Source organism: Pleomorphochaeta sp. (assembly GCF_050031695.1).
In the GTDB taxonomy this organism is placed as follows: domain Bacteria; phylum Spirochaetota; class Spirochaetia; order Sphaerochaetales; family Sphaerochaetaceae; genus Pleomorphochaeta.
Genome location: NZ_JBNAIC010000006.1, coordinates 1 through 26,034 on the forward strand (window position 1 = coordinate 1; position 26,034 = coordinate 26,034).

At 28.0% G+C, this 26,034-nt stretch carries 27 protein-coding genes and 1 tRNA gene; 18 read left to right on the forward strand and 10 right to left on the reverse strand.

Going from position 1 to position 26,034, the window contains the following annotated elements; all coding sequences use genetic code 11:
• Positions 1-59: 59 nt before the first annotated feature.
• Positions 60-132: transfer RNA gene (locus tag ACPKM0_RS00865), tRNA-Lys, on the reverse strand.
• Positions 133-324: 192 nt separating this feature from the next.
• Between ACPKM0_RS00865 and ilvA the strand changes: the two genes are divergently transcribed.
• Positions 325-1,524, forward strand: coding sequence for a threonine ammonia-lyase (ilvA, locus tag ACPKM0_RS00870; RefSeq protein ID WP_472472909.1), 1,200 nt, complete (start codon positions 325-327; stop codon positions 1,522-1,524).
• Here the strand turns inward: ilvA and ACPKM0_RS00875 are convergent.
• The 4 genes from ACPKM0_RS00875 to ACPKM0_RS00890 form a co-directional block, all read right to left on the reverse strand.
• Entirely contained in the window at positions 1,521-2,465 is a 945-nt protein-coding gene (locus ACPKM0_RS00875) for an AEC family transporter (protein WP_472472910.1), read from the reverse strand. The genes ilvA and ACPKM0_RS00875 overlap by 4 nt on opposite strands.
• 657 nt (positions 2,466-3,122) lie before the next feature.
• Entirely contained in the window at positions 3,123-3,365 is a 243-nt protein-coding gene (locus tag ACPKM0_RS00880; protein ID WP_472472911.1) for a hypothetical protein, read from the reverse strand.
• A 154-nt stretch (positions 3,366-3,519) separates the two neighbouring features.
• Positions 3,520-3,858: a DUF134 domain-containing protein gene (locus ACPKM0_RS00885; protein WP_472472912.1), complete on the reverse strand. Its 339-nt coding sequence runs from the start codon at positions 3,856-3,858 to the stop codon at positions 3,520-3,522.
• A gap of 97 nt (positions 3,859-3,955) precedes the next feature.
• Complete coding sequence (locus ACPKM0_RS00890; RefSeq protein WP_472472913.1) at positions 3,956-4,372, reverse strand: NifB/NifX family molybdenum-iron cluster-binding protein; 417 nt, start codon at positions 4,370-4,372, stop codon at positions 3,956-3,958.
• A gap of 139 nt (positions 4,373-4,511) precedes the next feature.
• Here ACPKM0_RS00890 and ACPKM0_RS00895 point away from each other — a divergent pair, with 139 nt between their 5' ends.
• The 17 genes from ACPKM0_RS00895 (at position 4,512) to ACPKM0_RS00975 (ending at position 21,014) form a co-directional block, all read left to right on the forward strand.
• Positions 4,512-4,958: a MarR family winged helix-turn-helix transcriptional regulator gene (locus tag ACPKM0_RS00895; RefSeq protein ID WP_472472914.1), complete on the forward strand. Its 447-nt coding sequence runs from the start codon at positions 4,512-4,514 to the stop codon at positions 4,956-4,958.
• Positions 4,959-4,962: 4 nt separating this feature from the next.
• Positions 4,963-6,315 carry an MATE family efflux transporter gene (locus tag ACPKM0_RS00900; protein WP_472472915.1) on the forward strand — a complete coding sequence of 451 codons (1,353 nt, stop codon included), beginning with the start codon at positions 4,963-4,965 and terminating at the stop codon, positions 6,313-6,315.
• 116 nt (positions 6,316-6,431) lie between these two features.
• Positions 6,432-7,406: a Gfo/Idh/MocA family protein gene (locus ACPKM0_RS00905; protein WP_472472916.1), complete on the forward strand. Its 975-nt coding sequence runs from the start codon at positions 6,432-6,434 to the stop codon at positions 7,404-7,406.
• 77 nt (positions 7,407-7,483) lie between these two features.
• Positions 7,484-8,998 (forward strand): glycerol kinase GlpK, encoded by a 1,515-nt coding sequence (gene glpK / locus ACPKM0_RS00910; protein ID WP_472472917.1) that lies wholly within the window; start codon positions 7,484-7,486, stop codon positions 8,996-8,998.
• 27 nt (positions 8,999-9,025) lie between these two features.
• Positions 9,026-9,829, forward strand: coding sequence for a diadenylate cyclase CdaA (cdaA, locus tag ACPKM0_RS00915; protein WP_472472918.1), 804 nt, complete (start codon positions 9,026-9,028; stop codon positions 9,827-9,829).
• The gene (locus ACPKM0_RS00920) at positions 9,822-10,220 is read left to right on the forward strand and encodes a hypothetical protein (protein ID WP_472472919.1); all 399 of its coding nucleotides are present in this window, start codon (positions 9,822-9,824) and stop codon (positions 10,218-10,220) included. Before cdaA ends, ACPKM0_RS00920 begins: the two co-directional genes overlap by 8 nt.
• A 3-nt stretch (positions 10,221-10,223) precedes the next feature.
• On the forward strand, positions 10,224-10,592 hold the full coding sequence (acpS, locus tag ACPKM0_RS00925; RefSeq protein WP_472472920.1) for a holo-ACP synthase: 369 nt from the start codon (positions 10,224-10,226) through the stop codon (positions 10,590-10,592).
• Positions 10,585-11,457 (forward strand): tRNA pseudouridine(38-40) synthase TruA, encoded by an 873-nt coding sequence (gene truA / locus ACPKM0_RS00930; protein ID WP_472472921.1) that lies wholly within the window; start codon positions 10,585-10,587, stop codon positions 11,455-11,457. Before acpS ends, truA begins: the two co-directional genes overlap by 8 nt.
• On the forward strand, positions 11,450-12,253 hold the full coding sequence (locus tag ACPKM0_RS00935; protein WP_472472922.1) for a uracil-DNA glycosylase: 804 nt from the start codon (positions 11,450-11,452) through the stop codon (positions 12,251-12,253). Before truA ends, ACPKM0_RS00935 begins: the two co-directional genes overlap by 8 nt.
• A 9-nt stretch (positions 12,254-12,262) precedes the next feature.
• A complete protein-coding gene (gene priA, locus ACPKM0_RS00940) occupies positions 12,263-14,236 on the forward strand; it encodes a replication restart helicase PriA (RefSeq protein WP_472472923.1) in 1,974 nt (657 codons plus the stop codon).
• A gap of 230 nt (positions 14,237-14,466) precedes the next feature.
• Positions 14,467-14,973: a peptide deformylase gene (gene def / locus ACPKM0_RS00945; RefSeq protein ID WP_472472924.1), complete on the forward strand. Its 507-nt coding sequence runs from the start codon at positions 14,467-14,469 to the stop codon at positions 14,971-14,973.
• Complete coding sequence (gene fmt, locus ACPKM0_RS00950; RefSeq protein ID WP_472472925.1) at positions 14,970-15,893, forward strand: methionyl-tRNA formyltransferase; 924 nt, start codon at positions 14,970-14,972, stop codon at positions 15,891-15,893. Before def ends, fmt begins: the two co-directional genes overlap by 4 nt.
• Positions 15,894-15,896: 3 nt before the next feature.
• Complete coding sequence (locus ACPKM0_RS00955; RefSeq protein WP_472472926.1) at positions 15,897-18,179, forward strand: patatin-like phospholipase family protein; 2,283 nt, start codon at positions 15,897-15,899, stop codon at positions 18,177-18,179.
• Positions 18,176-19,186, forward strand: a complete 1,011-nt coding sequence (gene mnmL, locus ACPKM0_RS00960) for a tRNA modification radical SAM protein MnmL/YtqA (RefSeq protein ID WP_472472927.1) — start codon at positions 18,176-18,178, stop codon at positions 19,184-19,186. Before ACPKM0_RS00955 ends, mnmL begins: the two co-directional genes overlap by 4 nt.
• Positions 19,173-19,637, forward strand: a complete 465-nt coding sequence (locus ACPKM0_RS00965) for a VanZ family protein (RefSeq protein WP_472472928.1) — start codon at positions 19,173-19,175, stop codon at positions 19,635-19,637. The genes mnmL and ACPKM0_RS00965 overlap by 14 nt, the downstream gene beginning before the upstream one ends.
• Entirely contained in the window at positions 19,637-20,503 is an 867-nt protein-coding gene (locus tag ACPKM0_RS00970; protein WP_472472929.1) for a fumarate hydratase, read from the forward strand. Before ACPKM0_RS00965 ends, ACPKM0_RS00970 begins: the two co-directional genes overlap by 1 nt.
• Positions 20,496-21,014, forward strand: a complete 519-nt coding sequence (locus ACPKM0_RS00975; protein ID WP_472472930.1) for a FumA C-terminus/TtdB family hydratase beta subunit — start codon at positions 20,496-20,498, stop codon at positions 21,012-21,014. Before ACPKM0_RS00970 ends, ACPKM0_RS00975 begins: the two co-directional genes overlap by 8 nt.
• Before the next feature lie 10 nt (positions 21,015-21,024).
• Here ACPKM0_RS00975 and ACPKM0_RS00980 read toward each other — a convergent pair whose 3' ends face one another.
• From ACPKM0_RS00980 to ACPKM0_RS01000, 5 genes are all read right to left on the reverse strand, one after another.
• Positions 21,025-22,329 (reverse strand): MFS transporter, encoded by a 1,305-nt coding sequence (locus ACPKM0_RS00980; protein ID WP_472472931.1) that lies wholly within the window; start codon positions 22,327-22,329, stop codon positions 21,025-21,027.
• A gap of 112 nt (positions 22,330-22,441) precedes the next feature.
• A complete protein-coding gene (locus ACPKM0_RS00985) occupies positions 22,442-23,404 on the reverse strand; it encodes a hypothetical protein (protein ID WP_472472932.1) in 963 nt (320 codons plus the stop codon).
• Positions 23,405-23,411: 7 nt separating this feature from the next.
• On the reverse strand, positions 23,412-24,137 hold the full coding sequence (locus tag ACPKM0_RS00990; protein WP_472472933.1) for an outer membrane lipoprotein-sorting protein: 726 nt from the start codon (positions 24,135-24,137) through the stop codon (positions 23,412-23,414).
• Positions 24,138-24,150: 13 nt separating this feature from the next.
• A complete protein-coding gene (locus tag ACPKM0_RS00995) occupies positions 24,151-25,356 on the reverse strand; it encodes an ABC transporter permease (RefSeq protein ID WP_472472934.1) in 1,206 nt (401 codons plus the stop codon).
• Positions 25,356-26,034 (reverse strand): ABC transporter permease (locus ACPKM0_RS01000; protein WP_472472935.1); only part of this gene is annotated, 679 nt, incomplete at its 5' end. The genes ACPKM0_RS01000 and ACPKM0_RS00995, both read right to left, overlap by 1 nt.

Genomic DNA, 26,034 nt, shown 5'->3' on the forward strand with positions numbered 1-26,034 from the left:
GTGTTGCCGGGATGAAAACCCGGTGTCCTAACCACTAGACGAAGGAGACATTAAAAAGTTGAGCTGCAAAGGATTTGAACCTTTGACCCACGCCTTAAAAGGGCGTTGCTCTACCAACTGAGCTAGCAGCCCAAGCAACGAATTGGACTATAACAAGAATTTAATTACTAATCAACTACTTTTTTAAAAAAAATTGAATTTTTGTAAAAAAACAGTATAATTTGTATTTTATTTAATAAAAAAAGTAAAATATTCTTTATAAAATCATAATTAAGTGTAATCAACATATTGTTAGAGATTGTTGCCTTTGATATTCTTACATTTATGAAATTAGATAAAATATATCATGCAGCATATACATTAAAAGATGTAATACATACAACAGATTTATTACCCGCTCCAAATATCTTTCCAAATGAAAAAGTTTATTTAAAAGCTGAAAATTTACAAGTTACTGGATCCTTTAAAGTTAGAGGAGCATATTATAAAATTTCTCAATTGTCGCAAGAGGCTAAAGAAAAAGGTGTAATTGCCTGTTCTGCGGGTAATCATGCACAAGGTGTAGCGCTTGCAGCTAAAAAAAATAATATAAATTCTATTATTTGTATACCAGATGGAGCGCCTATTTCTAAAGTTGAAGCAACAAGAAATTATGGATCTACTGTAGAATTAGTAAAAGGCGTTTATGATGATGCTTATACTAGAGCAAAGGAGATTCAAAAAGAAACTGGTATGACTTTTATTCATCCTTTTAATGATAAAGAGGTAATTGCCGGTCAAGGAACCATAGGTCTTGAAATTCTTAATCAATTAGAAGATGTAGATGTTGTAATAGTTCCAATTGGAGGTGGTGGTTTGATAAGTGGAGTTGCTTTTGCTATTAAATCTTTAAAACCTGAATGTAAAATTTATGGTGTTCAAGCTTCTGGAGCTGCAAGTATGTTTTCTTCTTTAAAAGAAGATCAAATATGTGAGTTAAATGATGTTTGTACGATTTCTGATGGAATTGCTGTAAAGAAACCAGGAGATGTAACCTTTGATTTGTGTAAAAAATATGTTGATAAAGTAGTTACTGTAAGTGATGATGAAGTTGCTTGTGCAATATTAGCACTAATGGAAAATCAAAAATTAGTTGCGGAAGGTGCAGGTGCTGTTTCAGTTGCTGCGGCAATGTTTAATAAGGTTGATATAAAAAATAAGAAAACAGTATGTTTGATAAGTGGTGGTAATATAGATGTTACTATTCTTTCTAGAGTTATTTCTAGAGGTCTATTGAAAGGTGGCAGGAGTGCTAAATTTACAATTAATTTAACTGATAAGCCAGGACAGTTAGTTGATGTTTCTACAATAATTGCTAATTTAGGTGGTAATGTTATTGCTGTTCACCACGATAGAGGTGGTGAAGGTACAGATTTAAATAGTTGTACTCTTTCTCTTGAAGTAGAAACTAGAGATCATGCACATATTAATCAGATAAGGAAAGCCTTGATTGATTATGGATTTAAATTTGTAAGTGAATTTTAAATAAATGCTAAAGATTTTAAAATAAATAACCAAATAAATAATGTAAATAAAGAAAAAACAGTAGTTAATATTACTAGTTGTGCGGCCAAATCTGCGTCACCTTCCATTTCTTTTGCCATAGTAAAAGAAGAAACTGCAACAGGTGACGCTGTAGCTGCTAAAAGACAACCTAAATACATATCTTTTAATCCAAAAGCAATTGCAACTGAGACTATGATTAATGGCGTAATAATTAATTTACCTATTCCACCTAAAAGAATTAATTTATAATTCTTTTTAATACTTTCGAACTCTAAAGTTCCACCTAATATAATAAAAGCTAATGGTGTTGCTGTTTTTGATAAAGAAGTTAATGGTGATATAATTATTTCAGGAAGTTTAACATTAGTTAAGTAAAAGAAAATACCAATAAGAGCAGCATCAACTAAAGGATTTTTTAAAACTCCAAGAAGTAATGAAGATATTCTAGTATCATGGCCTCTGTACCCTTCAAGAACAAATACTGCTAAAATATTAACAAGCGGTACAGCAAAAAGTACTAAAGTACTAAATATTGCAAGGCCTGTTTCACCATACATCCCTTGAATAACAGGAATTCCAAAAATAATTATATTAGATCTAAACCAAGCTTGAACTATAACACCCTTCTTTGAATTTTTAAGTGAAGATTTTTTATTTAGAACTAGAGATACTAAAATTGTTATTGAAGGTAAAACTGCAAGTAAAACTAAAACCATTTTTAGAGAATTGTTAAGATCAACATCTTCCATATTGTAAATACTTAAAAATAATAATAATGGTAGAGGTAGCCTAAATATGAATTTATTTAGTGAATTAAGTGTTTCTTTGTTTATCCACTTTAATCTTACTGAAATGTTTCCTAAAAATAATAAAACAAAAAGTGGGAAAATAACTTTAAATGAAAATAACAAATTATTCATATCACATTTCTCCTTGACGTTATTATATATAATTTTTCAAAAATAAAAATAGTACTTTTTATAAAAAGGTTCTAAATAAAAATACCTAACCAATGATAAATTTGGTTAGGTAATTATTGAGTGATGAAAAAGAGGATAACTAAAAAAAATAATTATATAAGAAGTTATGAATATAATAAAATATTTAAGTATAAAAAATATACTATAAATTTGTATTAAAATTTTTTTTAAATTGTTATTTACCTCATTTTCTTTAAATAGATTAGATATAATCGATTGATAAGTCAAGTAAAAAAAATAATTTACGATGAAAAAAACTTTTTAAATAAAATAATGATCCAATTGAAACAATTGGATCAATGTAGGCTTATATAAATAATCAAAATTAAATAACAAATTATGCAAAGTCAAAAAAACCTGTAATCTTAAGATAAATAGGGGAATCTATCATAAAAAACGATATATTATAAAGAAAAACAATTTCCTTTGCGTATAAAATGAAAATGTGCAAGCCCACTTTATATACGAATAATATGTTATAAGTTTGTATAAGTCAATAAATTATTAAAAAATTTACTTTGCTTTTTAAAATAAATATGTATTTTTTTTATAAAATAGACAATATGAAGAAGAAAAAAAGTTAAAATAAGATGTGTATTATATCATGTAAACTTTTAAATAGTATCCTTCATTAATGGTTGTTTCTATGCCTATTTCATTTGTTATTTGATAATAAGCTAAATTATTTTTTAAATTTATTTCATAATTTTCTGAATTTTCTACTTTTATCTGAATTGTTTCAGGAACATAACCTTGTAATTGTATCGAATGAATTCCGCTATATAAATTAAAAGAAAATGCAAATAGTATAAATAATAATATATATAATTTTTTTTTCATAAAATAATTCCTGATTTTTTCAATAATTATTTGTTTATGTTTAGGAATTAGTCAATCATAAAAATAAAAATAACAAATAAATTACATTTTCTGTGTATAAAAATACACTTATAAAACATAAGTGTAAAATAATTATAACAAATTTGTAATATTGTTATTCTTGGTTCTGTAATTTATTTTTTCTACAATTTTTTTTGCAATGAAGTGGGAATTCAATATCACCACCTTCAATTATTATATCTTTCCCTTCAACTAAAGCCGTAGATACTTTTTTTCTAGCTACTGCATAGATTGCTTGGGTTGTTGTTCTTGCAACATTAAGTTTTTTAGCTGCATCTTCTTGCATTAAATTTTCGTAATCTATTAATCTTAATGTTTCATATTCGTCAATTGTCATAATTATTGCAGAGTTATTTCTTTTTCCTTTCGGTCCAAATCTAGTAAATTCTGGCATACCACCTGAAATTCTTCTACATTTTTTTGGTCTTGGCATATTTTTCTCCATTTCTGATTATAAATTATACCTAATATATAATAATTAATTTAAAAAAATGCAATTGGAGTATGGGGCACTCCAATTGCATAGTAGTTTAGTGAGAACTACATGTATGACCATTATCATTAGATTCATCTGAATCTTCATGACTATGTTTTAATCCACCACCGCTATGTTCGCCTCCAGCACAAGTAACATCTGGATCGAAATTTAATGAATTATTTAAATATTCATTAACAGCTGCATCAGCTAAACCTTGAACACCAGGAACTAAATTGATATTAACACGACAAACAGCTTCTCTTGCACCAGCACCTAAGCCACCACAAATTAAAGTATTAACGCCATTTCCTGTTAATAAATTTATTAAAGTACCGTGAGCATAACCTCTTGTTGATACTACTTCTTGATCTACTATTTTATTGTTTTCGATAGTATAAACTTTAAATTCTTGAGCTTGTCCAAAATGTTGCTCAATTAATCCATTATTATAAGTAACTGCAATTTTCATTGACTATCTCCTTATTTATTCTTTATGTATATACTATATTAATTAGATTTTAGACATATGTCAATAACTTTTTTAATTGACTTTTAATTAATTTTGGTTTAAAAATGAATAGTTCTAAAATGAACTAATGGGTTTTAAAATGGATAATACAGTATTTAAAGATTTTCGAGAAATAAGAGCAAAGATAAATAAGCTAATGAATATTATTGTTAGAGATATTGATTCAGAAGAAACTATAGCTTTGAAATTGAATAAGACTCAGATTCAAGTAATTATTATATTAAAGAAGAATAAAGAGATTAAAATGAGTGATTTGACAAACTATACAAATCTATCAAAAAGTTCAATTACAAGTATTGTCGACAGTTTAGAAGAAATAAATTTAGTTAATAGAATTAGATCTAAATCTGATAGAAGAGTTATAATAGTAAAATTATCAGATGAAGGTGATTATCTTGCAGATAAAATAAGAGCTGAAATACGTAAAGCTTTCTATGAAAGAATAGAAAAATTAGATGATGAAGAGACAAATGATTTAAAAAATTCATTAAGAATAGTAAATAAAAGTTTAGATTTATTGGAGTAGTATAGTGAAAGAAAATGCATATGATTTTATGGGTAAACAAAATATAACGCCTTTATTATTTAAACTTTCAATTCCTGCAATGATAGGAATGATTAGTAATGCCTTATACAATGTAATTGATACAGTGTTTGTTGGTCACGGTGCAGGAGCTTTAGCAATTGGTGGATTAACTATTGCTTTTCCTTTTCAATTAATAATTGGAGCTTTCGCATTAATGTATGGAGTAGGTGTTGCCTCTATTATTTCTAGACGTTTAGGCGAAAAAAAAGAAGAAGAAGCTGTAAGAGCTGCTTCTAATGCTTTTTTATTAACTTTTACAACTTCAGTATTAATTTTATTTTTTGGAAACCTTTTTTTGGATGATATTTTAATATTTTTTGGTGCGACTGAAGAAATCTTACCTTATGCTAATGATTATATGTCTATTATATTATTTGGTGCTCCTTTTTTGTCATTTTCGATGTGTGCAAATAATGTATTAAGGAGTGAAGGTGCTGCTAAAACCGCTATGACATTAATGATTATTGGAACAGGTGTAAATGTTATTTTAGATCCAATTTTTATTTTTGTTTTTAAGATGGGAATTTCAGGAGCTGCATATGCAACTATTATTTCACAATTTTGTGGAGCTATGTATGGCTTAAATTATTTTATAAAAGGAAAATCTTCCTTAAAATTTAAAGTAAAGTATTTTTCTCTAAAATTTAAGTATATAAAAGAAATTGTATTGTTAGGACTTGCAACATTCATTAGACAAATAGGAACATCAATGATGGCTTTATCTGTTAATAATATGGTAAAAATATATGGTGGTGATTTAGCAATTGCTGCGTTTGGTATGGTTAATAGATTATTAACTTTAGTATTAATGCCGATTTTTGGAATGAATCAGGGGTTACAACCAATTATTGGTTATAATTTTGGTGCAAAAAAAATAGATAGAGTAAAAAAAGTATTAGAAGTGGCGATATTAATTACTTCTTTGATTGGATTAGTTTTTTCTCTATTTGGATTAATTTTTCCAAGGTTTTTATTATCTATATTCACTTCTAACCAAGAATTATTAGATATTGGAGTAGTAGCTCTTAGAATAATAATTTCAACAATGGTCTTATTAGGTCTTCAATCATGTGGTACTACATATTTTCAAGCATTAGGTCATAGTGTAGCAGCTATAGTTCTTGGTATGAGTAGGCAATTTTTACTATTAATACCTTTAGTAATAATATTACCTTCATTTTTAGGCTTATTTGGTGTTTGGATTGCTTTTCCTATAGCTGATTTGTTAGCATCTTTGATTACATTTGTTTGGTTAATTCGAGATATTAAGAAACGAAATATAAATAGTTTAAATTAATTATATATTTTTTTGGACTCTAGCTTTTTTCTAGAGTTATTATTTTTTTACTCTTTCATTTAAATTAGATCTTTTTAATGTTATAATAGATACGATAATTAAATGAAGGAGAAATTATGAAAAATTTAGGAATTCTTGGATTAGGAAATATAGCTGCCAATATGGCTAAAACTGTTTGTGGTATGGATGATGTTACGTTATATGCTGTTGCATCAAGATCTTTAGAAAAAGCAAATATTTTTAAAGAAGAATATTTAGCTGAAGTAGCATATGGTTCTTATGAAGAATTAGTAATGGATAATAATGTTGATTTAGTTTATATTGCAACTCCTCATTCTCATCATGCTAAATATATTGAACTTGCCCTGAATCATAATAAACCTGTTTTATGTGAAAAAGCATTTACTTCTAATTTAAATGAAGCTAAAAAAGTTATTGCATTATCCCATGAAAAAAATGTTTTTCTAGCTGAGGCAATTTGGACTAGATATCTTCCTTCAAGATATATAATTGAACAATTATTAGATAATGGTGTTATAGGAAATATTAGTTTAGTCGATTCAAACTTAGGATATAATGTTGCAGCTAATGAAAGAATTTATAAAAAAGAACTTGCAGGTGGTGCTTTATTAGATTTAACAGTATATCCAATCAATTTTACTTGTATGTTTTTTGGATCAAATATTAGTAAAATAAATTCAACAGTAATTAAAATGAAAAGTGGTGTAGATGGAATTGAAAATGTTAACTTTGTATATGATAACGGTATTTTAGCTACTTTTAATACTAGTGTTTATTCAAAGCTTAATAGAAAAGGTATTATCTATGGCTCAAAAGGTTATATTGAAATTGAGAATATTAATAATCCTGAAAAAATCAGTATTTTTGATGAAGAAGGTGTTTTAGTTGAAGAAATATTACCACCTGAACAAATTACTGGATTTGAATATCAAGTTAGAGCTTGTTTAGAAGCAATAGAAGAAGGACAAATAGAGCCAAAACAAATGCCTCATAGTGAAACCTTAAGAATGATGGAAATAATGGATCAACTTAGAAAAACTTGGGATATTGTTTTCCCATGGGAAGAATAGTAAAATTTCTCATTTATGTTTTGTAAAAGTGTTTATTTTGTTTTATAATCAAAGACAAATAAAATAGGAGGGCTATAATGCAATATATAGGATCCCTTGATCAAGGGACAACTTCAACAAGATTCATTATTTTTAATTCGGATGGAGATATTATCTCTTCACATCAAATGGAACATAAACAAATATTTCCAAAACCAGGTTGGGTAGAACATAACCCACTTGAAATTTGGGAAAATAGTGAAGCATGTATTAAGGAAGCTTTAATAAAAGCAAATTTAAAAGGTTCAGATATTGATGGAATCGGTATAACAAATCAAAGAGAAACAGTTATTGCTTGGAATCCAAAAACAGGTAAAGTTTGGTACAATGCAATTGTTTGGCAAGATTTAAGAGGTTCTGATTATATAGATAGTTTAGAAGATAAAATAGATTCAAAATGGTTAGCAGATAAATCAGGTTTGAGACTAAGTCCATATTTTTCTGTAAGTAAAATAGTTTGGTTATTAGACAATGTAAAAGGTTTAAGAGAGGCTTGTGAAAACGGTGATGCTGTTTTTGGTACTATTGATACTTGGTTAACTTGGAATTTAACAGGTAGAGAAGCTTTTGTAACTGATGTTACTAATGCCTCAAGATATGTATTAATGGATATAAATAGCCTAAAATGGGATGATGAATTATTAGATATATTCAATGTACCAAAGAAAGCTTTACCTAAAATTGTACCATCAGCAGGTGAAATTTATGGATACACAGAAGAAAAAGGTGCACTAGGTGCTAAAGTTCCAGTTTGTGGAATCTTAGGTGATCAACAATCAGCTTTATTTGGTCAAGCTTGTTTTACTCAAGGGCTTGGTAAAAGCACTTATGGTACTGGATGTTTCTTATTAGTTAATACTGGAGAAAAAGCTTGTATTTCTGAAAATGGTTTATTGACAACTGTAGCTTATCAAATTGGAAATAATAAACCTAATTATGCACTTGAAGGATCTATTGCTGTTGCGGGTAGTTTAGTACAATGGGCAAGAGATAATCTAGAAATTGTTTCTAATCCAAAAGAATTAGATGAATTAGCTGCAAGCGTTGATGATTGTGGTGGCGTTTATATTGTACCTGCCTTTAGTGGTTTATTTGCACCTTATTGGAGAAGTGATGCTAGAGGTGTTATTGCAGGTTTAACAGGATTTGCAACAAGAGCTCATTTATGTAAAGCAATTTTAAACTCAACAGCTTTCCAAGCTTATGATATTTTCCAAACAATGGAAAAAGATTCTTCAATTTCTATGAAGCAATTGAAAGTTGATGGTGGTTTAACAAACAGTAATCCTTTAATGCAGTTCCAAGCTGATTTATTAGGTATTCCTGTAATAAGACCAAAAGTTGTAGAAACTACTGCATTAGGAGCTGCCTATGCTGCTGGAATAAGTGTTAATATTTTTGATTCTTTAGATGATTTAAGTGATCATTGGCAAGAGAAAAAACGTTGGGAACCAAATATGCCAAAAGAAAAGAGAGAAATGAAGCTTAAAAAATGGAAAAAAGCAGTTTCTAAAACTTTAAATTGGGTTGGTGAAGAAAATATAGATTTTTAGATAATCTATTTTAATTAAAGGAAAAGTATGCATAATTTTATTAGTACAGAAGTTATAAATATTATAAAAAGTGTTATTCAAGTTATATTTTTGGCTTGGGCTTTTTATCAATTTTATATGGCTTTAGATAGAACAAAAATACAAAGAATGCTTAAAATGATATTTTCTGCATTAGCAATATATGGCATTAGCTATATATTGCAATTAAATATCTTATTAAGACTTTTTAACCTATTAGCTATTCCATATCTAGTTTTTTTATGTATTATTTTCCAAGCTGAACTGAGACGTTCTTTTTTAACAGAGGGTTTAGGTAAAACTAGATTAAAGCTTAGTTCAATAAACAACTATTCCGAACAAATTGATATTGCATTAAATGCATGTTCAGTTTTACAAAGTAAAAGACGTGGAGCACTTTTAGTGTTCTCACGTCGTGATAGTTTAAATTCTGTAATTAGTTCAGGTACAGTATTAAATGCAGATTTGTCTATGCAATTAATATTAACTGTTTTTGACCATGATACGCCTCTTCATGATGGCGCTATGGTTATTCAGGACGGAAAAATAAAAGCTGCTGGATGTTATTTACCTTTGAGTGAACAAACAGATATAAAAAAGACTTTTGGAACAAGACATAGAGCTGCTTTAGGCATCTGTGAAGAAACTGATTCAATTGTAATAGTCGTATCAGAAGAGACTGGTGCAATTACATTAGCATATAATGCTAGACTTTTTTATGATTTAGAAGTAGATAATATAAAGAGAGTATTGTTAACTTGGTTTAGTAATAAAGATATTTCTGAAGATGAAAAGGATGATAGAGATGATTAAAGATAAATTATCAATATATTTTTTCGATAATTGGAAACCAAAATTAATAAGTTTAATTTTAGCTCTATGTGTATTTTCTTTTTTTCATTATTATAGTCATTCTTCAAGATTTGTTACTATTCCTTTGCAAGTTGTTCTTCCATCAGATTATGAAGCTGAAAGTTTAATACCAACTTCAGTTGAAGTTGAAATTATTGGTGATAATAATATAATTTATTTAATTGATCCTAATTTAATTGTTGCTGTTATTGACTTCTCAACAGTAAATCGAGAAGGTATTTCTAGAACCAATGTTAAATTAAATTATAATGAAACAGTTTTTTCTCAAGGGAATATAGATTTAGTTACAAACCCTGAGAGTGTGAAAGTTTCATTTAAGTTAAAGGAATAAAGTTTGAATAAAATTGGAATAGATATAGTCAATATTGAAAGAATGTCCAAATTAAATAATCATGCAATTAATAGATTATTTAATAAAGTTGAAGTAATAAAAGCAAACAGTATTAATAATGAAAAAGTAAAATTTGAATACCTCGCAGGTCGCTTTGCTGCAAAAGAAGCTTTAGCAAAAGCTCTAGGTGTGGGGTTTACAAAATTAATTCCCTCTGAAATATTAGTAACTAACTTAGAAAGTGGGCAACCAATAATAGAGCTTGAGGGTAAAACTTTAGATACTTATAATAATCTTAAAATGCAAGTATCAATAAGTCATGATTATCCTTGTGCCGTTGCTATAGTAATGATAGAGGAAAATAATGGCTAGAATCGATTGGAGAAGACCTCCATTATTAGATTTAGAAGATGGTAAAGTAAGATATAAAATGATTGTATCTTATGATGGTAGAGCTTTTAATGGTTGGCAAACTCAAAAAAATGGTGTTGGAGTTCAACAAGCAATAGAGAAAGCTTTACGTAAAATGTTGAACGAAGATATAAAGGTAATTGGATCTGGTAGAACTGATAGTGGAGTTCATGCATTAGGCCAAGTTTGTCACTTTGATATTGTTGATAAAAATATTCCACCAAGAGCTTTTCTAAATGTAGTAAATTGTAATTTGCCTCAAACTGTTAGAATATTAGATTGTGAAATTGTCGATGGTACTTTTCATTCAAGATATACAGCTTATGCAAGAAAATATCGTTATTATATGAAAAGAGAAAATGAAATGACTGCAACTGATAATGGATTTGTAGCAAAAGTAAAAAAGTTTCCGTCCTTAGATTTATTAAATTCATATGCTAAGCATATAGTTGGTACTCATGATTTTTCAACATTTGTTGCAAGTAAGGATATGAGCCCTTCAAAATGTAGAGATATATATGAAAGTTATTGGTCTTTTGAAAAGGATCGATGGGGTTATGATGTATTAACATATACTATTTGTGGTAATGCTTTTTTATATAAAATGGTTAGATCTCTCGTTGGAACTCAAATAGATTTTGCTATTAAGCATAAAACAAGCGAAGATTTTAAAGAAGCTCTTGAATCTAAAAATAGAAAAATGGCAGAAAGAACAGCAAATCCAAATGGTTTATTTTTACTAAATATATCATATGATGAAGATGAATATATGTGGTTTGAAGAGACAGCAATACCTCTTTCGAATAGGGAACATAAAGATGAATAATCAAATTGAAAAACTATTAAAAATTATTGATGATTCTAAAGTAGCCTTTAGTGATGATTATCTATCTTTTCCTAAAGATGAAGAAATACAAGTTAAAAAAACAGTAACTCCGGATGATTTTAAAAAAAGATTTTTAGAAAGACAAAATAAATTTGTAGTAGATAATAAAGAAAAAATAGAACCAATACAAATAAATGAAGTTAGGGATGAAAATTTATTTGAAATGAAAGAAGAAATAAAAGAATTTTCAAAATTAACTTATCAAGAACTACAAGAACTTGTAAAGACTTGTAAAAAATGCCCTGCTGCACAAATAAGAAAACAGAGTTTATTTGGTAAAGGTGATAATAATCCTAAACTTATGATAATAGGCGAAGGTCCGGGGAGAGAAGAAGATACTAATAATGATTTATTTGTAGGCAAAAGTGGTCAATATTTAAGAAAATGGTTAGCCGCAATTAATTTAACATTTGAGAAAGATGTTTATTTAACTAATATTGTAAAATGCTATAGTAAAACAAACCCTACAAAAGAAATGGCGATTTCTTGTCTTCCCTATTTGCAACGTCAAATAGAAATAGTAAATCCTAAAGTTATTTTAATTTTGGGTAAAGTGGCTGCAGTTAATTTATTAAATAAAGATACGACAATGAAAAATTTAAGAGGAAATATTTATTCATATAAAAGGGTTCCGAGTATTGTTACATATCATCCAGCAGCCGTATTGAGAAATCCACAATGGAGAGCGCCTGTATGGGAAGATTTACAAAAAGTCGATAGATTAATAAAAGTATAAGGATAAAAAATGTTTGCTAAAGTATTATTTGATTTACCTTTACATACAGATTTTACTTATAAAATTCCAAATGAATTAATTAATTCAGTAAAAGTTGGAGTTAGAGTTAATGTCCCTTTTCGTTCTTATTCAAAAATAGGTTATGTTGTTGATATTATTGATGAGTATGAAACTTCTTATAAAATAAGAAAAATTAAAAGAGTTGTTGATAAAGAACCTATATTTGATTCTAATCAAATTGATTTAGCTTCTTGGATGTCTTCTTTTTATCTTTGTTCAGTTGGAGAAGCATTATCTCTTCAAATACCTGGAGGAAAAAGAGAAAAAGCTATTTCAATGAGTATAAATGAAGAAGATATTTCTACAATGGCTGTTGAAGAGTTATCTTGTGAACAAGAAAAAGCTTTAGAATTAATTCGAAAAAAAGAAAGTGCATTATATTATTTATATGGTGTTACCGGTTCTGGTAAAAGCGAAATTTATTTTAGATATGCTAAAGAAGTAATTAAGGAAAATAAACAAGTAATATATTTAGTTCCTGAAATTACATTAACCCATCAATTAATACAACAGGTTAGTAAAAGGTTTGATGATGAAGTTGCGATACTTCATTCTGCTATGACACCAAGTCAAAGATTATCTCAATGGATGAAAATTTTAAAAAATGAAGTTTCAATTGTAATTGGTGTTAGAAGTGCAATTTTTGCACCTTTCCATAATTTAGGTTTAGTTATTATTGATGAAGAGCATGAGAGTTCTTATAAAAGTTCACAAACCCCAAGATATCATGCTAGACAAATTGCACAACACATATGTAGAAAAAATAATGCAACTTTAATAATGGGTAGTGCAACTCCCTCTCTTGAAGCTTTTAAATTGATGAAAGAGAAGAAGATTCAAAAAATTGAGTTATTGAATAGGGTTGGTTTTGGGCATTTACCAAAAATGAAAATAGTAGATATGCTAAATGAGAAAAATATAATCTCAAAAGCTTTAGAAAAAGAAATAAATAAAACATTAAAGAAAAAAAAACAAGTTATTTTATTTTTGAATCGTAGAGGGTTTTCTTATTATTTTCATTGTAAAAGTTGTGGTTATGAAATGAAATGCCCAAATTGTTCAATTTCATTAACATTCCATAAAAATACTAATTCTATGGTTTGTCATTATTGTGGTTATAAAACTAAACCTATTAGCGTTTGTCCTGAGTGTAATAGTCTAGATGTTGGATATCGTGGGTTTGGTACAGAAATGGTTGAGGAGGATATTAAAGCTTTATTCCCCTTAGCTAAAGTTGACAGATTAGATGGTGATGTTGCTAAAGATAAAAAAAATATGTTCCAAGTTTTAGATAAGTTTAAAAATGGTGAAACAGATATTTTATTAGGAACACAAATGGTAGCAAAAGGTTTTAACTTTCCTAATGTAGAATTAGTCGGTATTGTATTAGCTGATTCTGCTATGAATATTCCTGATTTTAGAGCTCAAGAGAGAACTTATTCTTTAGTAACACAAGTGGCAGGAAGAGCAGGTAGATTTAGTGATAACGGTGAAGTTGTTATTCAAACATTACAGCCAGATAATTTAGCTATTCAAAAAGCCTTAAAATGTGAAAGAGATTCATTTTATGAAGAAGAACTAAAAATAAGAAACGAAACAGAGTTCCCTCCATTTTCAAGACAATTGAATTTAGTTTTTAGAGGAATGGATAAAGATCTCACATATGATTTTAGTTTAGCCTTTGCTAATAGGCTAAATGAACTTAATGATAAGTTATATGAAAAAAAACAAGATTCTGTTTTAATTTTTGGTCCTAATGAATGTAGCATATATAAAATATCTAATAATTATAGATTTAATATATTATTACAACATCCAAAAATAACCTATTCGCAATGGTTGGTGAAAGAAACAATTAAGTGTTTTAAAGTGCCAAATAGCATTTATGTTGAAATAGATGTTGATCCTTTACAATTAATATAAAGTGTTTATTTGTAATTAATATAGTGATGAGTAAAAAAACAAAGTTTAGTAATAGAAATATTAAATAAAATATAATATACTAAATTCGCTTAATTAGAGATGAATGCTTTAGTATTATAGATATAAATTGTTAATGAAAAAGAAGTTATGTATTATTATTATTTATTAACAATAACTCTTAATAAAAAGTGTTTATATATTTATAAAATTATAAGATATGAGGTAAAATCATGTTAGAGATATATACAATTGGTGAAGAAATATTAAGAAATAAAGCTAAGAAAATTGAGAAATTTGATTCAGCTTTAGAGTTATTAGTTAATGCGATGTTCGAAAAAATGGATGAAGCAGACGGTGTTGGTTTAGCAGGCCCTCAAGTTGGTGTAGATTTACGTATTTTTGTAATAGATGATCATAAAGGTGTAAGAAAAGCTTTTATTAATCCTGAAATAATTGAGACTTCAATGGAAGAATGTTCAATGGAAGAAGGATGTTTATCAATTCCTGGCGTTTATGCATATTTATCAAGAAGTGAAAGGGTTACAGTACAAGCACAAGATGAAAAAGGAAAAACTTTTAGATTGGAAGCTGATAATCTATTAGCTAGAGCTATTCAACATGAAAATGATCATTTAAATGGTATCTTATTTGCTGATAGATTAAATGATAAAGATAGAACAAAGCTTTTTAGAACTTATGAGAGAAGAAATAAACTAAAAAGAGGATCTGTAAAGTGAGAATATTGTTTGCCGGAACAGCTGAGATAGGGGCTGAAACTTTAAAAGCTTTAGCTGAAAATTTTGATGTCGGTTTAGTATTAACTAATCCAGATAAACCAAAAGGAAGAAGTAAAAAACTTGTACCTTCTCCTATTAAAGTTATAGCAAATGAATTAGGAATAGATGTATTACAACCAGATAGATTAAGAGGAGAGGCATTGAAAGAGATTGCCTCTTTTCATTGTGATACATTGATATGTTTTGCTTATGGAAAAATTTTTGGACCAAAGTTATTATCTATGTTTTCTAATGGCTGTTATAATATTCATCCATCAAGATTACCTCAATTTAGAGGAAGTTCTCCTATTCAATATGCTATATTAAATAATCTAGAATTAAGTGCAATAACTATTCAAAAGTTGAGCTTAGAGGTTGATAGTGGTGATGTTTTATCTACTTATGATTTTCAAATAGATAAAACAGATACAACACTAACCATAAGTGAAAAAGTTGCTAGATTAAGTGCACCTTTTGCAGTAGATACTTTTAAGAAACTTGAAGAAGGAACTTTGTCTATTTATGAGCAATTTGGTGAAATTTCATATACAAAACAATTTAGCAAAGAAGATTCATTTATAGATTGGAATAAGAGTGCTAGAGAAGTAAGTGCACAAATTAGAGCCTTTTATCCTTGGCCAAAAGCTTCAACAGTTTTTGAAGAGAAAACCTTATTCATTCTAGGTGTTTTTGATGTGATTGAAGATTCTTATCCAATTCCAGGTGTAGTAATTGAAAAAAGAAAAAAACAAGGAATTGTTATATCTTGTAAAGAAGGAGCAATTATAGTTAATAAATTGCAACAACAAGGTAAAAAAGAAATGGATTTTAATTCATTTTTGAATGGTCATAAAAATCTAATCAATTCTAAATTGGGGTAATTTATGAATAAAAAAATTAAGATATTATTTTTATCACTATTATTTTCAATTTCTTCTATATATGCAACTTACCCTAAAGTTGCATTAGTCTTATCCGGAGGTGGAGCTAAGGGTTTTTCACAAGTTGCTGTAGTTGAAGAAATTCAAAAACTAGGTATTCCAATAGATTTTATATGTGGAACAAGCATGGGTGGACTAATAGGGGCTTATTATGCTTTAGGATATAGTGCGTCTGATATAAAAGAAATGATAAAAAATAATTCCATAATGAAAGCAGTATTGGATGCTCCAAATGCAAATACTGCAACACCTCCATCTCTTTCTAAGAAAAATGATGGTCTTAAATTATCATTAGGAATAAATTCTAATGGTATTGGAGATTCACCAGGTTTATTATCAGATCAAGGTATAGTTTCATATTTAAATAGAACAACTATTAAATCTCCAGGTGAAATTAGTTTTTTAGATTTATATATTCCTTTTATGGCAATGTCAGTAGATATAGAAACGGGTAAAGAAAAAATATTGGACCATGGATATATTTCTGATGCCATGAGAGCAACAATGTCTTTACCAATAATTTTTCCTCCTTATCAATTAAAAGATGGTACATATTGCATGGATGGTGGCTTAGTTGATAATTTACCTGTAAAATTAGCTCAAGATTGGGGTGCTGATATAATAATAAGTGTTGATGTTTCAAGTGAAGACTTAAAAGGGATTGAAGGTTTTTCTTCTCTTTCAGGTATAGCCATCCAAACTTCACATCTTGTAACTTTATCAAATAGAGAAGATAGTCAAAATGCTAGTGATATTGTTATAAAGCCAGATGTTTCTGGATATTTAATATTAGATCTTGGGAAATTTGATGAAATTTTAGAAAAAGGTTATGAAGCTGTAGATGAAAACAGAGAAGAATTAATTGCAATAAGAGATGAAATTGAAAAATATAGGGAATTAGACTTTGTAGATCAATCTAAACAAAGTTATTATTCTCAAATAAAAGAGCCTTTAGTTAATTCTGTAAAATTTGTTGGAATTAGTTATGATAAATCATTTTTGTTTTCTAATATATTTGATAAATATATTGGTGAAAGATTAGATGATAAAAAATTAGACTTATTAAATAAAGATGTAAAAGCTTTTGCTTCATTAAATGGAATATCCACAGTAACTTATAATTTTAATTCAACAGATAAAGAAACTAATGAAGGATTTTTAGAAATAGGAATAAGGGATTGGGAGAATTCTCCCTCTAAAATTGATTTTATAGCGTTAACAAAAATGGGCTTTTCCTCAAATCCAATAAACAGAGCATGGTTTTATAATTCATTTAATATACATTCAGAAATTAAAGAAATTTTTGCAGATAGGATTTCTTTAGATTTAGATTTGAATTTTTCTGAAGTTACTGAATTAGATTCTAAAGTAGGATATCTACTATTGGATAAAAAGGATTATGAGTTAATTAATTTCTTTGATTTTTATGGAGCACTTGGATCATTATCACCTGCTAATAATAAATATATAACTAATTATTTACCTTCATTTTCTTATGGTTTTAAAGTTGGTGCAGGACTTGATTTAAGATTTTCAAACAAACTATCTCTTGAAACTGTTGCAAATTATAATTTGTATTTATTATCAGATACTACTTTACCAGATGGTTTAGCTAATATTTCTTTTGAATCTTCTATCTTAAATTATTTTTCATTAGAATTAAGCTTTGCTTATTTAAATTCTGAGGAATCAATTTTTTCTTTAAAAGGTTTAGGTTTGAAAGGAATAGGAATGATTACTTTTGAAGATTCACTAAATTATTATGGGCTTATAAAGGGAAAATTTGATATTCCAATAAATGATAAAAATACTATAAAGTTAAACTTAGAATCAGGCTTTTCAAGTACTAATTATGAATTAACTTCTTCTTATTTTGATTTAGGTGGGTATACTATGATTCCTGGTTTTTATTATGGAGCCTATACTAGAGAATATTTTTTAATCAATTTAGCTTACCAAAGATATTTAATTGATTGGTTTGTGCCTCTTTATATGCAAGCTGGTTTAAAATTCTATGGATACGATGATTATAATCCAATAAATTATATTTATTTAGAGGGTAATACTAATATGATAGAAGCGCCTTCTTCCTCAATCCCTTCGATTACTGATTTGGGACTAGGTGTTTATTGTGGTGTAGGGTTTGATTCAGAAATAGGTCAAATCATTTTAGGAACAGGTTATTCTTTAAATGGTAACTTTAGTGTAGTTTTGGAGTTTGTATGAGTAAAGGGCTACCGTGGAGAACTTATAAACAATATTTACTAGATACATACTCAAAAAGTGTATATAGAATTGGAGTTGATGGAGGATTCTCTTGTCCTAATAGAGAAAAAGATAGAAGTGGTGGTTGTGTTTTTTGTGATGCAACAGGAGCTAGTGCAACTTATCAAAGAAATGGAGAAGGTATTTGGAAAAGAAATAGTAGTTTTCAAAAATCTGTTGCACATAGAGGCCCAAGAAGACAGATTGGTTTAGATAAAAGATTAAGTTCACTAGAAGCACAAGTTGAGAAAGGGAAAAATTTTTTATTTGAAAGATATAATGCAGACTCCCTAAGTTTATATTTTCAAGCTTGGACTAGTACTTATGCTCCTATTGATGAATTAAAAGTATTATTTGATAAAGGGTTATCGTTATATCCTTTTACAGAATTGATAGTATCAACTAGACCTGATTGTTTAGATAAAGATGTAATTGATTTATTAGTATCATATAAAGAAAAAGTTGAAGATGTCTGGGTTGAGGTTGGCTTACAAAGTGGTAATGATGAAACTCTTGAGAGAATTAATAGAGGACATGATGTAAATACTTTTGTACAAGCTGTTAATGAATTGCACTCAAAAGGGATTAAGGTGTCAGTTCATATAATAACTGGTTTACCAAAAGAAAGTTATAATGAATATGATAAAACAATAAACTTAATTAATGAATTAAATATTGAAGCTGTTAAAATTCATAATTTAGATATTTTGGGAGGAACTGCACTTTTTGATGAGTATATTAGAGGTGAATTATATGTAGCAAGTTCAATTAGAGCAATTGAAACTTGTATATATTTTTTACAAAGATTAAATCCTAATATAATAATTCAAAGATTATTATGTGAAACTCCTCCTCATAGGTTAGCAGCTCCTAGAAAATTTTATGATAAATCAAAGTTTATTCATCATTTACAAAGAAGAATGAATGAGCTCAATGTTGTACAAGGAGATTTGTTTGAAGCACGATAAAGAGACGATTGAAAAAGGTCTTAAAATAGTTAGTTTAATTGGTTTTATAATGAGTATAATAATTGTTGTTATAATTACTTTTTTAAGTTTATCACCAAGTGAAAATTTAATCTCTGTTTCATTTATTCCTTTTGGAGATAAAGGTGCACATATGCTTGCTTATGCAGGTTTAGGATTATTTATGTATTTTTCTTTTGTTAAATATTCTTATGATCGACATCATAAAGATAGGGATTTAATTAATTCTAATTGGTTATTACTTCCATCATTATTTACTGTTATTTTAGGGATGTTATTAGGAATAATTATTGAACTTATTCAAATTAAAGTTGATCGTCAATTTGAGTTTTTAGATATTGTTTCTGACGGGTTAGGTTTATTAGTTGGATGTGCTATTGGATTTTATATTTTAAAATTTATATTAAAACTTGCAATAAAAAGGAATAACTAATGAATGATTTTATACTAGGTCTACAAACAGCATTAATAAAAAGTGCGATTGAATTAGATAAATCTATTTTAGATTTAATTGTTGAAGCTAGAGATAAAGAGGCAACTAAAAATACATTAGAATCAAAAGCATCATTAGTTGTTTTAAATAGCATTCTAGAAAATTTACAACTATCTAAAAAAACAAAAATACCAATGTGTCAGGATACTGGAATGTTTGATGTTTTTGTTGATATTGGAAGAGATAATAAAAGTCAATTAAAAGATATTGAAACTGCTATAAAAAAAGCTTGTGCTTTAGCTAGCGAAAAAGGAAATTATAGGAAAAGTGTTGTTTCAGAACCTGTGTTTGATAGAAATAATACTAAGACTAATCTCCCTCCTATAATTACTTATAATCTAGTAGAGGGGAAAGACATTGAAGTTAATGTTTTATTAAAAGGTTTTGGTTCTGAAAATTGTTGTGGTGTAAAAATGTTAAATCCAACAGTTGGTAAAGAAGGGGTAATAGAAGCAGTTGTTGATATAGTTAAAAAAGCCGGTGGGAAACCTTGTCCTCCAATTTGTGTTGGAATAGGGCTTGGTGGTACTATGGAAAGAGCTGCTTATTTATCTAAAAGAGCCTTGATTAGAGATGTTTCTAAGCAAAATGATGACTGTAACTATTCAAAGTTAGAAAAAGAAATATTATATAAATTAAATGAAACAAAAATTGGTTCGGGTGGTTTTGGTGGAGTAACTACTGCGTTATTGGTACAAATTGAACAAGAACCAACACATATAGCGGGGTTGCCTTTAGCTGTTTCCATAAATTGTTGGGCAGATAGGAAAGCTACTTTTATTTACAAAGGAAATTTAAATGACTAATATCCAATTACCTTTTGATAGTGAGACTATTTCTAAATTAAATATATTTGAAGAAGTTAGATTGACTGGAGAAATATATGTTGCAAGAGATCAAGCACATAAAAGAATGTTTGATTTATTAGATAAAGGAGAAAGTCTTCCTTTTGATATCACTAATCAAACTATATATTATATGGGACCTTCTCCTGCTCCAAAAGGTTATATTATAGGGTCTTGTGGTCCTACAACTAGTGCAAGAATGGATGTTTTTGCTCCAACTTTATTAGATTTGGGACTGAAGGCTATGATTGGAAAAGGGCCAAGAAACAAAGATGTAATAACCTCAATAGTAAGTAATAAAGGTGTTTATTTAGCTGCCTTTGGTGGTTGTGGAGCTTTATATAATTCTAAAATAATTGAAGTTGAAACTGTAGCTTTTGAAGATTTAGGACCTGAAGCTTTATTAAAACTGAAAATAAAAGATTTCCCTTGTATCGTTGCAATAGATAGTAAGGGAAATAGTGTTTATTAGTTATAATAAGTTATTTTTGTTGTTCTTTTATTTTTAAAAAATTTTCAATTTCTTTTTCATTATTAGATAGATCTACTCTTTTTAGTAAAATTCCACCAACAGCAAAAAGAATAATTAAAGATATAATTCCATATCTATTATTGCCAGTTATTAAGGTAACCAATCCAAGAAGTAATGGGCCTAATATTGCAGCGAATTTTCCTAACATGTTAAAGAAACCAAAAAATTCTGCATGTTTGTTTTTTGGAATTAATCTAGTATAGAAAGATCTTGATAAAGCTTGTATTCCTCCTTGGAATAATCCAATAGCACTTGCTAAAAAATAGAAGTGAATTTCTTTTGTCATTAATGCACCAAAACAAGCAATTATTGTATATGCTATAATTGCGACTAATAATGCAGTTTTTATTCCAACTTTCTTACCAAAAAAACTATATAGTATAGCTGCTGGAAATGCTACAAATTGTGTTAGTAAAAGTGCAATGATTAAAGAACTAGCTGAAAACCCTAATGATGTCCCAAAATCTACTGCCATTCTAACAATAGTATCAACTCCATCGATATAAAACCAATATGCTACTAAAAAAGTGATTAAGGTTGGAAGATGTTTTAAATCTTTAAGTGTTGATTTAAATTCTGAAAGTCCAACATTTATTGATTCTCTAATACTAATATCTGTTTCATTTTTATCTTCTTTAACGTATAAAATAAGAGGAATAGTAAAGATGAACCACCAAAGTCCAACCATAATAAATGAAGCTTTGATTGCAGCTTCTTCACTAGCAAGATTAAACATTGCTGGTTGTAAATACATAATAACGTTAATTAAAAATAATACACCACCACCTATATAACCTAGTCCATATCCTAAAGATGATACAAAATCTACTTTTTTTTCTGAAGCAACTGAAGGTAGGAGTGAATCATAAAATGTATTAGCACCAGAAAAACCAATACAAGCTAAAATATATAATAAAATAGCAATTTGCCATTGTCCTGCATGAACTAGGCTTAAATTAGCAGTCATTAAACATCCAATAAAGGCAAATGTAATTAGAAATTTCTTTTTGTAATTTCCATGATCTGCAATAGCTCCTAAAATAGGAGCTAAAATTGCAACAATTAGAGAACCTATACTATTCCCTAATCCAAGATAAAAGGTGCTAGTTGAAGTTGAAGCTCCTTGAGTCCAATATGCACTGAAGAATACTGGGAAAAATCCAGCCATTACAGTCGTGGCAAAGGCACTGTTTGCCCAATCATATATTGCCCATGAAAAATATGATTTCTTGTTGTCTATATTTTTATTATCCATGAAATTAATTATAGTATGTAAATTCTAATATATCTATTAAAAAGTAATTAATTTAAGATTTATTGGCCCTTTATATAACAAAATTCATTATTATGAAAATTGTTATATAAATTTAAAAATTATGGGTAACTGAAAAAGCTAGAGTATGATTAACTGACTCTGAGTAGTAATATGAAAGAGTAAAATCTAAGCCTTGGACTATATTTTGATTTAAATAAATTGTAGGAGTTAAGGTCCAACTCTGTGTATCATAGATTGATGGTAATGAAATATATGCAACCGATTTTTGAGATAGGTTATAAGATAATGTTGGTAATATATAAAAAGTAGTTGATTCGTTATCATATAAAGCTTCAAATTTCATTGTATAATCTTCAATTAATTTTAATAGATATATGGATGTTTCAAAGTCTTCAGGATTTTGAATATCAACTTTAGCATAAATACCATAATCAAAATAAAGAGTACCATTTAAACCACCACACAATATACTTTCACTATAGTCAGTTAAGAAAGAAGTCTCAATAGTTCCAAAGTGTTCATTATTAATATCATAATATAGTCTTCCACCAATTTTAGCATCATCTTCTTCTATAGGTAATTTTGCAATTAGTTCAAAATTAAGACTTTGAAAATTATCATTTTTATATAATTTTGTATTAATGCTAGCTATCCAAGGGTTATCAGCTTCTTCTAATGTACTTAAGTTTTCATAAGTTTCAAAAGGTGTTCCACTATTAAATGTCCAATCTCCTCCAATATCTAATGGTATTTTTCCAAAGTTAAATATTAAATAATTTTCTTTATAAGGAATTCTAAATTTTAAATATGCTTGTTCAATATTATTGGACGTGCTAGTAGTAATTAATATATTATCTTTTAAAGTATATTTAACATTATTAGAACTTGAGTTTAAATACAAATTTATTTCAGAAGTGCTTGTTAAGGTTGAATTAAACTCATTATCAAAATTTAAGTAACTATAAAGAGAGAAGTCTCCCTTTATAGTTGGACTACTAAATATGTTATTTATAAATAAAATACTAATAAATAGAATAGAAATTAATTTTTTCATTTTTTACCTACCAAGATAAATTATCAGTTGTAAATAATTCGCTATCTATTGAAACATCAACATCTAAAGATTCAATTTTCATAGTTGTTGATCCTTGATTTTTTAATAAATCAATCATTTCTACATCAAATGCAACATATTTATCACCCACTTTTCTAATGTCTGAGGACATCATTTTACGTAATTCTCTACCACTAGAACTCATTAAGGTTGCTTCAGTGCAAACAAAAGTTTCTTTATCTATTGTGAGTAATTGTTTTTGATATGGTTCTTTTCTAGATTTTGCATCAAGTTGAATAATATATGATGTATCAGTTTCTTCTATTAATTTATAGTCAAATTTATTTAGAACAGATTCGTCGCCTGATAAATCTTCATAAGAGAAATCAGATCCCATAAAGGATTCTTTTAAAGCAGCTCCTTGTAATCTAATTATTTGATTAGCTTCTGGGTAATATAAAAAGATTGAAGAATCTAATCTTAAAACTTTTTGCCCAGAATCAGGACCTTCAGTTATTTCAATTAATGTGTCTCCATTTTTTCTAGAATATGCTAGTATTTTCTGTCTAGAAGTTCCAAGAGAATCTTTAATTATAATATCGCTTTCTAAGATTGATGTATTAAATATCGAATTATAGTCATATTTTTCAATAATAGTTTCAACATCAATTGCAAATAAATTAGTTGTTAATATTGTAGTTAATAATAAGCATAATATAGTTTTTTTCTTCATTGATTAAATCTCCTTAAGTTTCATCATGTAAAGCTTTAGCTGGTTCTATTTTTAATACTCTTCTAGTTGGGAAGAAACAAGTAATTGCACTAATTAATATAGCTAATAAACAAAGAATAACAAAATTTTCAAATGGTAAATATGGATATACATAAGAACTCATTGCAAAACCAGATACGCTTTCTCCACCCATAGCTATCATATCTAGTCCTGTTTTATTAAGTACTGATATAGCAATTGCTGCAACAACACTTCCAATTAAACTTGCTAACAAAGTTAGAAGAGAGGTTTCTAATAAGAATAATTTTCTTACCCAGTGCGGGTCATAACCTAATGCAACAAGAGTCGCAATTTCTCTTTTCCTTTCTATAATGCTCATCATAGTAGTATTTAAGATTATTGTAGAAGCAAATAAAAAGAAAATTACTTGAATAAACCCATATATTACTTTTACAAAATCAAACATTTGACCTATTAGTGAATTTTCTCTCCAATCTACAGCTTGTAATAAGTCGTCACCTAGAGCTTCATTTACTTCATTAGTTGTTACCTTCGAATTTGTGTAAACTAAAATTTCAGTTGAACCTTTATTCATTCTTAACGTAGTACTTAATTGTTCAATTGGTATAAAGAAATTTAAGTTATTCATATCCATATCATTCGATGAGTAAATACCAGATACTTTTACACCTAATGCGTTTGAACCTCCTATTGCTGTTTTTGCTAGGAAGGTAAAAGCATCACCAGTTTTTAAATCCATTTCGTTTGCTAATTTAGAACTAATTAATACTTCTTTATTGTTTTCAGGGAATGATCCCTCATTTAATATACCTAAGTCAAAATATCTACTAGAATAAAAGTCGACTCCATAAATTGTAACATTATAACTATCCTCACCTAGAAAAGTCATTGCAGGTATTTTTGTTACCGGAGTAGCGCCTTCTACGCCATCAATTGCTAGAATGTTATCAATTTTTTCATCCACATTTTCTATGTAAAATTGTAAAGGAAGAATTCTTTCATTTTCAATATATTTTTTAGTTTTTACATTTATATTACCTAGTTGATGATTGATAGTGTTATTTTTCATATCCATTATCATTGCTTCATAAAGTGATAACATTGCTCCAACAAATACAACTGCAAAAAATATAGCACTTGCTGATAATATTGATCTTCTCTTATTTCTAAATATATTTTTCCATGCTAATTTAAACATTATATCCTCCTAAACATTTCTGCTATTTCGCCACGGCCCGTTCTTCTAACAGCAAAATATGCAGCAATCATTGATACAAATAGACTTAATATTATTATCAGTGAAACTTGTGTTGGAGAAACAAAAGCTTGCATTACTCCATTTATTCTGTATCCAATAGATTCAGAATCTCCTATTAAAGTGCTAATATCAATTCCATTTACTTGATAATATAGAGAAATTAAAGTTCCAATTATTGTTCCAAAAATAATTCCTAATATTCCAATGATAGTACCTTCTAGAGTAAATAATCTTCTTATAAATTTATTTGTATATCCAAGTGTTCTAAGCATAGCTATTTCATTTTTTCTTTCACTTATAGACATTAACATTGTGTTGCTTATTCCAACAATAGCAATAATGAATGTAAAAAATAAAAAGATATTAGAAAAACCGCTTTTAGAAGATTGAAGTTTTAAAATAGCTTCTGCTATTTGATCCCAAGAGTAAGCTTCTAAATCAATAGAACTTACTATTTTATTTAGATTAGCTGTTTCTTCATTACTAATATCTTTAATTTTTGCAACATTCATTGAATAAGATACTGCGTAGCTAGTAGCAGATCCTTCTAATTCTAAATAATAGTCAATTATATCTAAATCAAAAAACATAGTTGAAGAGTCTACTACAGGGTCACCT

Excerpts from the sequence above, each read along its gene's own strand:
- ilvA (WP_472472909.1), top strand. The coding sequence starts at position 325 with ATGAAATTAGATAAAATATATCATGCAGCATATACATTAAAAGATGTA.
- ACPKM0_RS00875 (WP_472472910.1), bottom strand. The coding sequence starts at position 2,465 with ATGAATAATTTGTTATTTTCATTTAAAGTTATTTTCCCACTTTTTGTT.
- ACPKM0_RS00880 (WP_472472911.1), bottom strand. The coding sequence starts at position 3,365 with ATGAAAAAAAAATTATATATATTATTATTTATACTATTTGCATTTTCT.
- ACPKM0_RS00885 (WP_472472912.1), bottom strand. The coding sequence starts at position 3,858 with ATGCCAAGACCAAAAAAATGTAGAAGAATTTCAGGTGGTATGCCAGAA.
- ACPKM0_RS00890 (WP_472472913.1), bottom strand. The coding sequence starts at position 4,372 with ATGAAAATTGCAGTTACTTATAATAATGGATTAATTGAGCAACATTTT.
- ACPKM0_RS00895 (WP_472472914.1), top strand. The coding sequence starts at position 4,512 with ATGGATAATACAGTATTTAAAGATTTTCGAGAAATAAGAGCAAAGATA.
- ACPKM0_RS00905 (WP_472472916.1), top strand. The coding sequence starts at position 6,432 with ATGAAAAATTTAGGAATTCTTGGATTAGGAAATATAGCTGCCAATATG.
- glpK (WP_472472917.1), top strand. The coding sequence starts at position 7,484 with ATGCAATATATAGGATCCCTTGATCAAGGGACAACTTCAACAAGATTC.
- cdaA (WP_472472918.1), top strand. The coding sequence starts at position 9,026 with ATGCATAATTTTATTAGTACAGAAGTTATAAATATTATAAAAAGTGTT.
- ACPKM0_RS00920 (WP_472472919.1), top strand. The coding sequence starts at position 9,822 with ATGATTAAAGATAAATTATCAATATATTTTTTCGATAATTGGAAACCA.
- truA (WP_472472921.1), top strand. The coding sequence starts at position 10,585 with ATGGCTAGAATCGATTGGAGAAGACCTCCATTATTAGATTTAGAAGAT.
- ACPKM0_RS00935 (WP_472472922.1), top strand. The coding sequence starts at position 11,450 with ATGAATAATCAAATTGAAAAACTATTAAAAATTATTGATGATTCTAAA.
- priA (WP_472472923.1), top strand. The coding sequence starts at position 12,263 with ATGTTTGCTAAAGTATTATTTGATTTACCTTTACATACAGATTTTACT.
- def (WP_472472924.1), top strand. The coding sequence starts at position 14,467 with ATGTTAGAGATATATACAATTGGTGAAGAAATATTAAGAAATAAAGCT.
- ACPKM0_RS00955 (WP_472472926.1), top strand. The coding sequence starts at position 15,897 with ATGAATAAAAAAATTAAGATATTATTTTTATCACTATTATTTTCAATT.
- mnmL (WP_472472927.1), top strand. The coding sequence starts at position 18,176 with ATGAGTAAAGGGCTACCGTGGAGAACTTATAAACAATATTTACTAGAT.
- ACPKM0_RS00970 (WP_472472929.1), top strand. The coding sequence starts at position 19,637 with ATGAATGATTTTATACTAGGTCTACAAACAGCATTAATAAAAAGTGCG.
- ACPKM0_RS00975 (WP_472472930.1), top strand. The coding sequence starts at position 20,496 with ATGACTAATATCCAATTACCTTTTGATAGTGAGACTATTTCTAAATTA.
- ACPKM0_RS00980 (WP_472472931.1), bottom strand. The coding sequence starts at position 22,329 with ATGGATAATAAAAATATAGACAACAAGAAATCATATTTTTCATGGGCA.
- ACPKM0_RS00985 (WP_472472932.1), bottom strand. The coding sequence starts at position 23,404 with ATGAAAAAATTAATTTCTATTCTATTTATTAGTATTTTATTTATAAAT.
- ACPKM0_RS00990 (WP_472472933.1), bottom strand. The coding sequence starts at position 24,137 with ATGAAGAAAAAAACTATATTATGCTTATTATTAACTACAATATTAACA.
- ACPKM0_RS00995 (WP_472472934.1), bottom strand. The coding sequence starts at position 25,356 with ATGTTTAAATTAGCATGGAAAAATATATTTAGAAATAAGAGAAGATCA.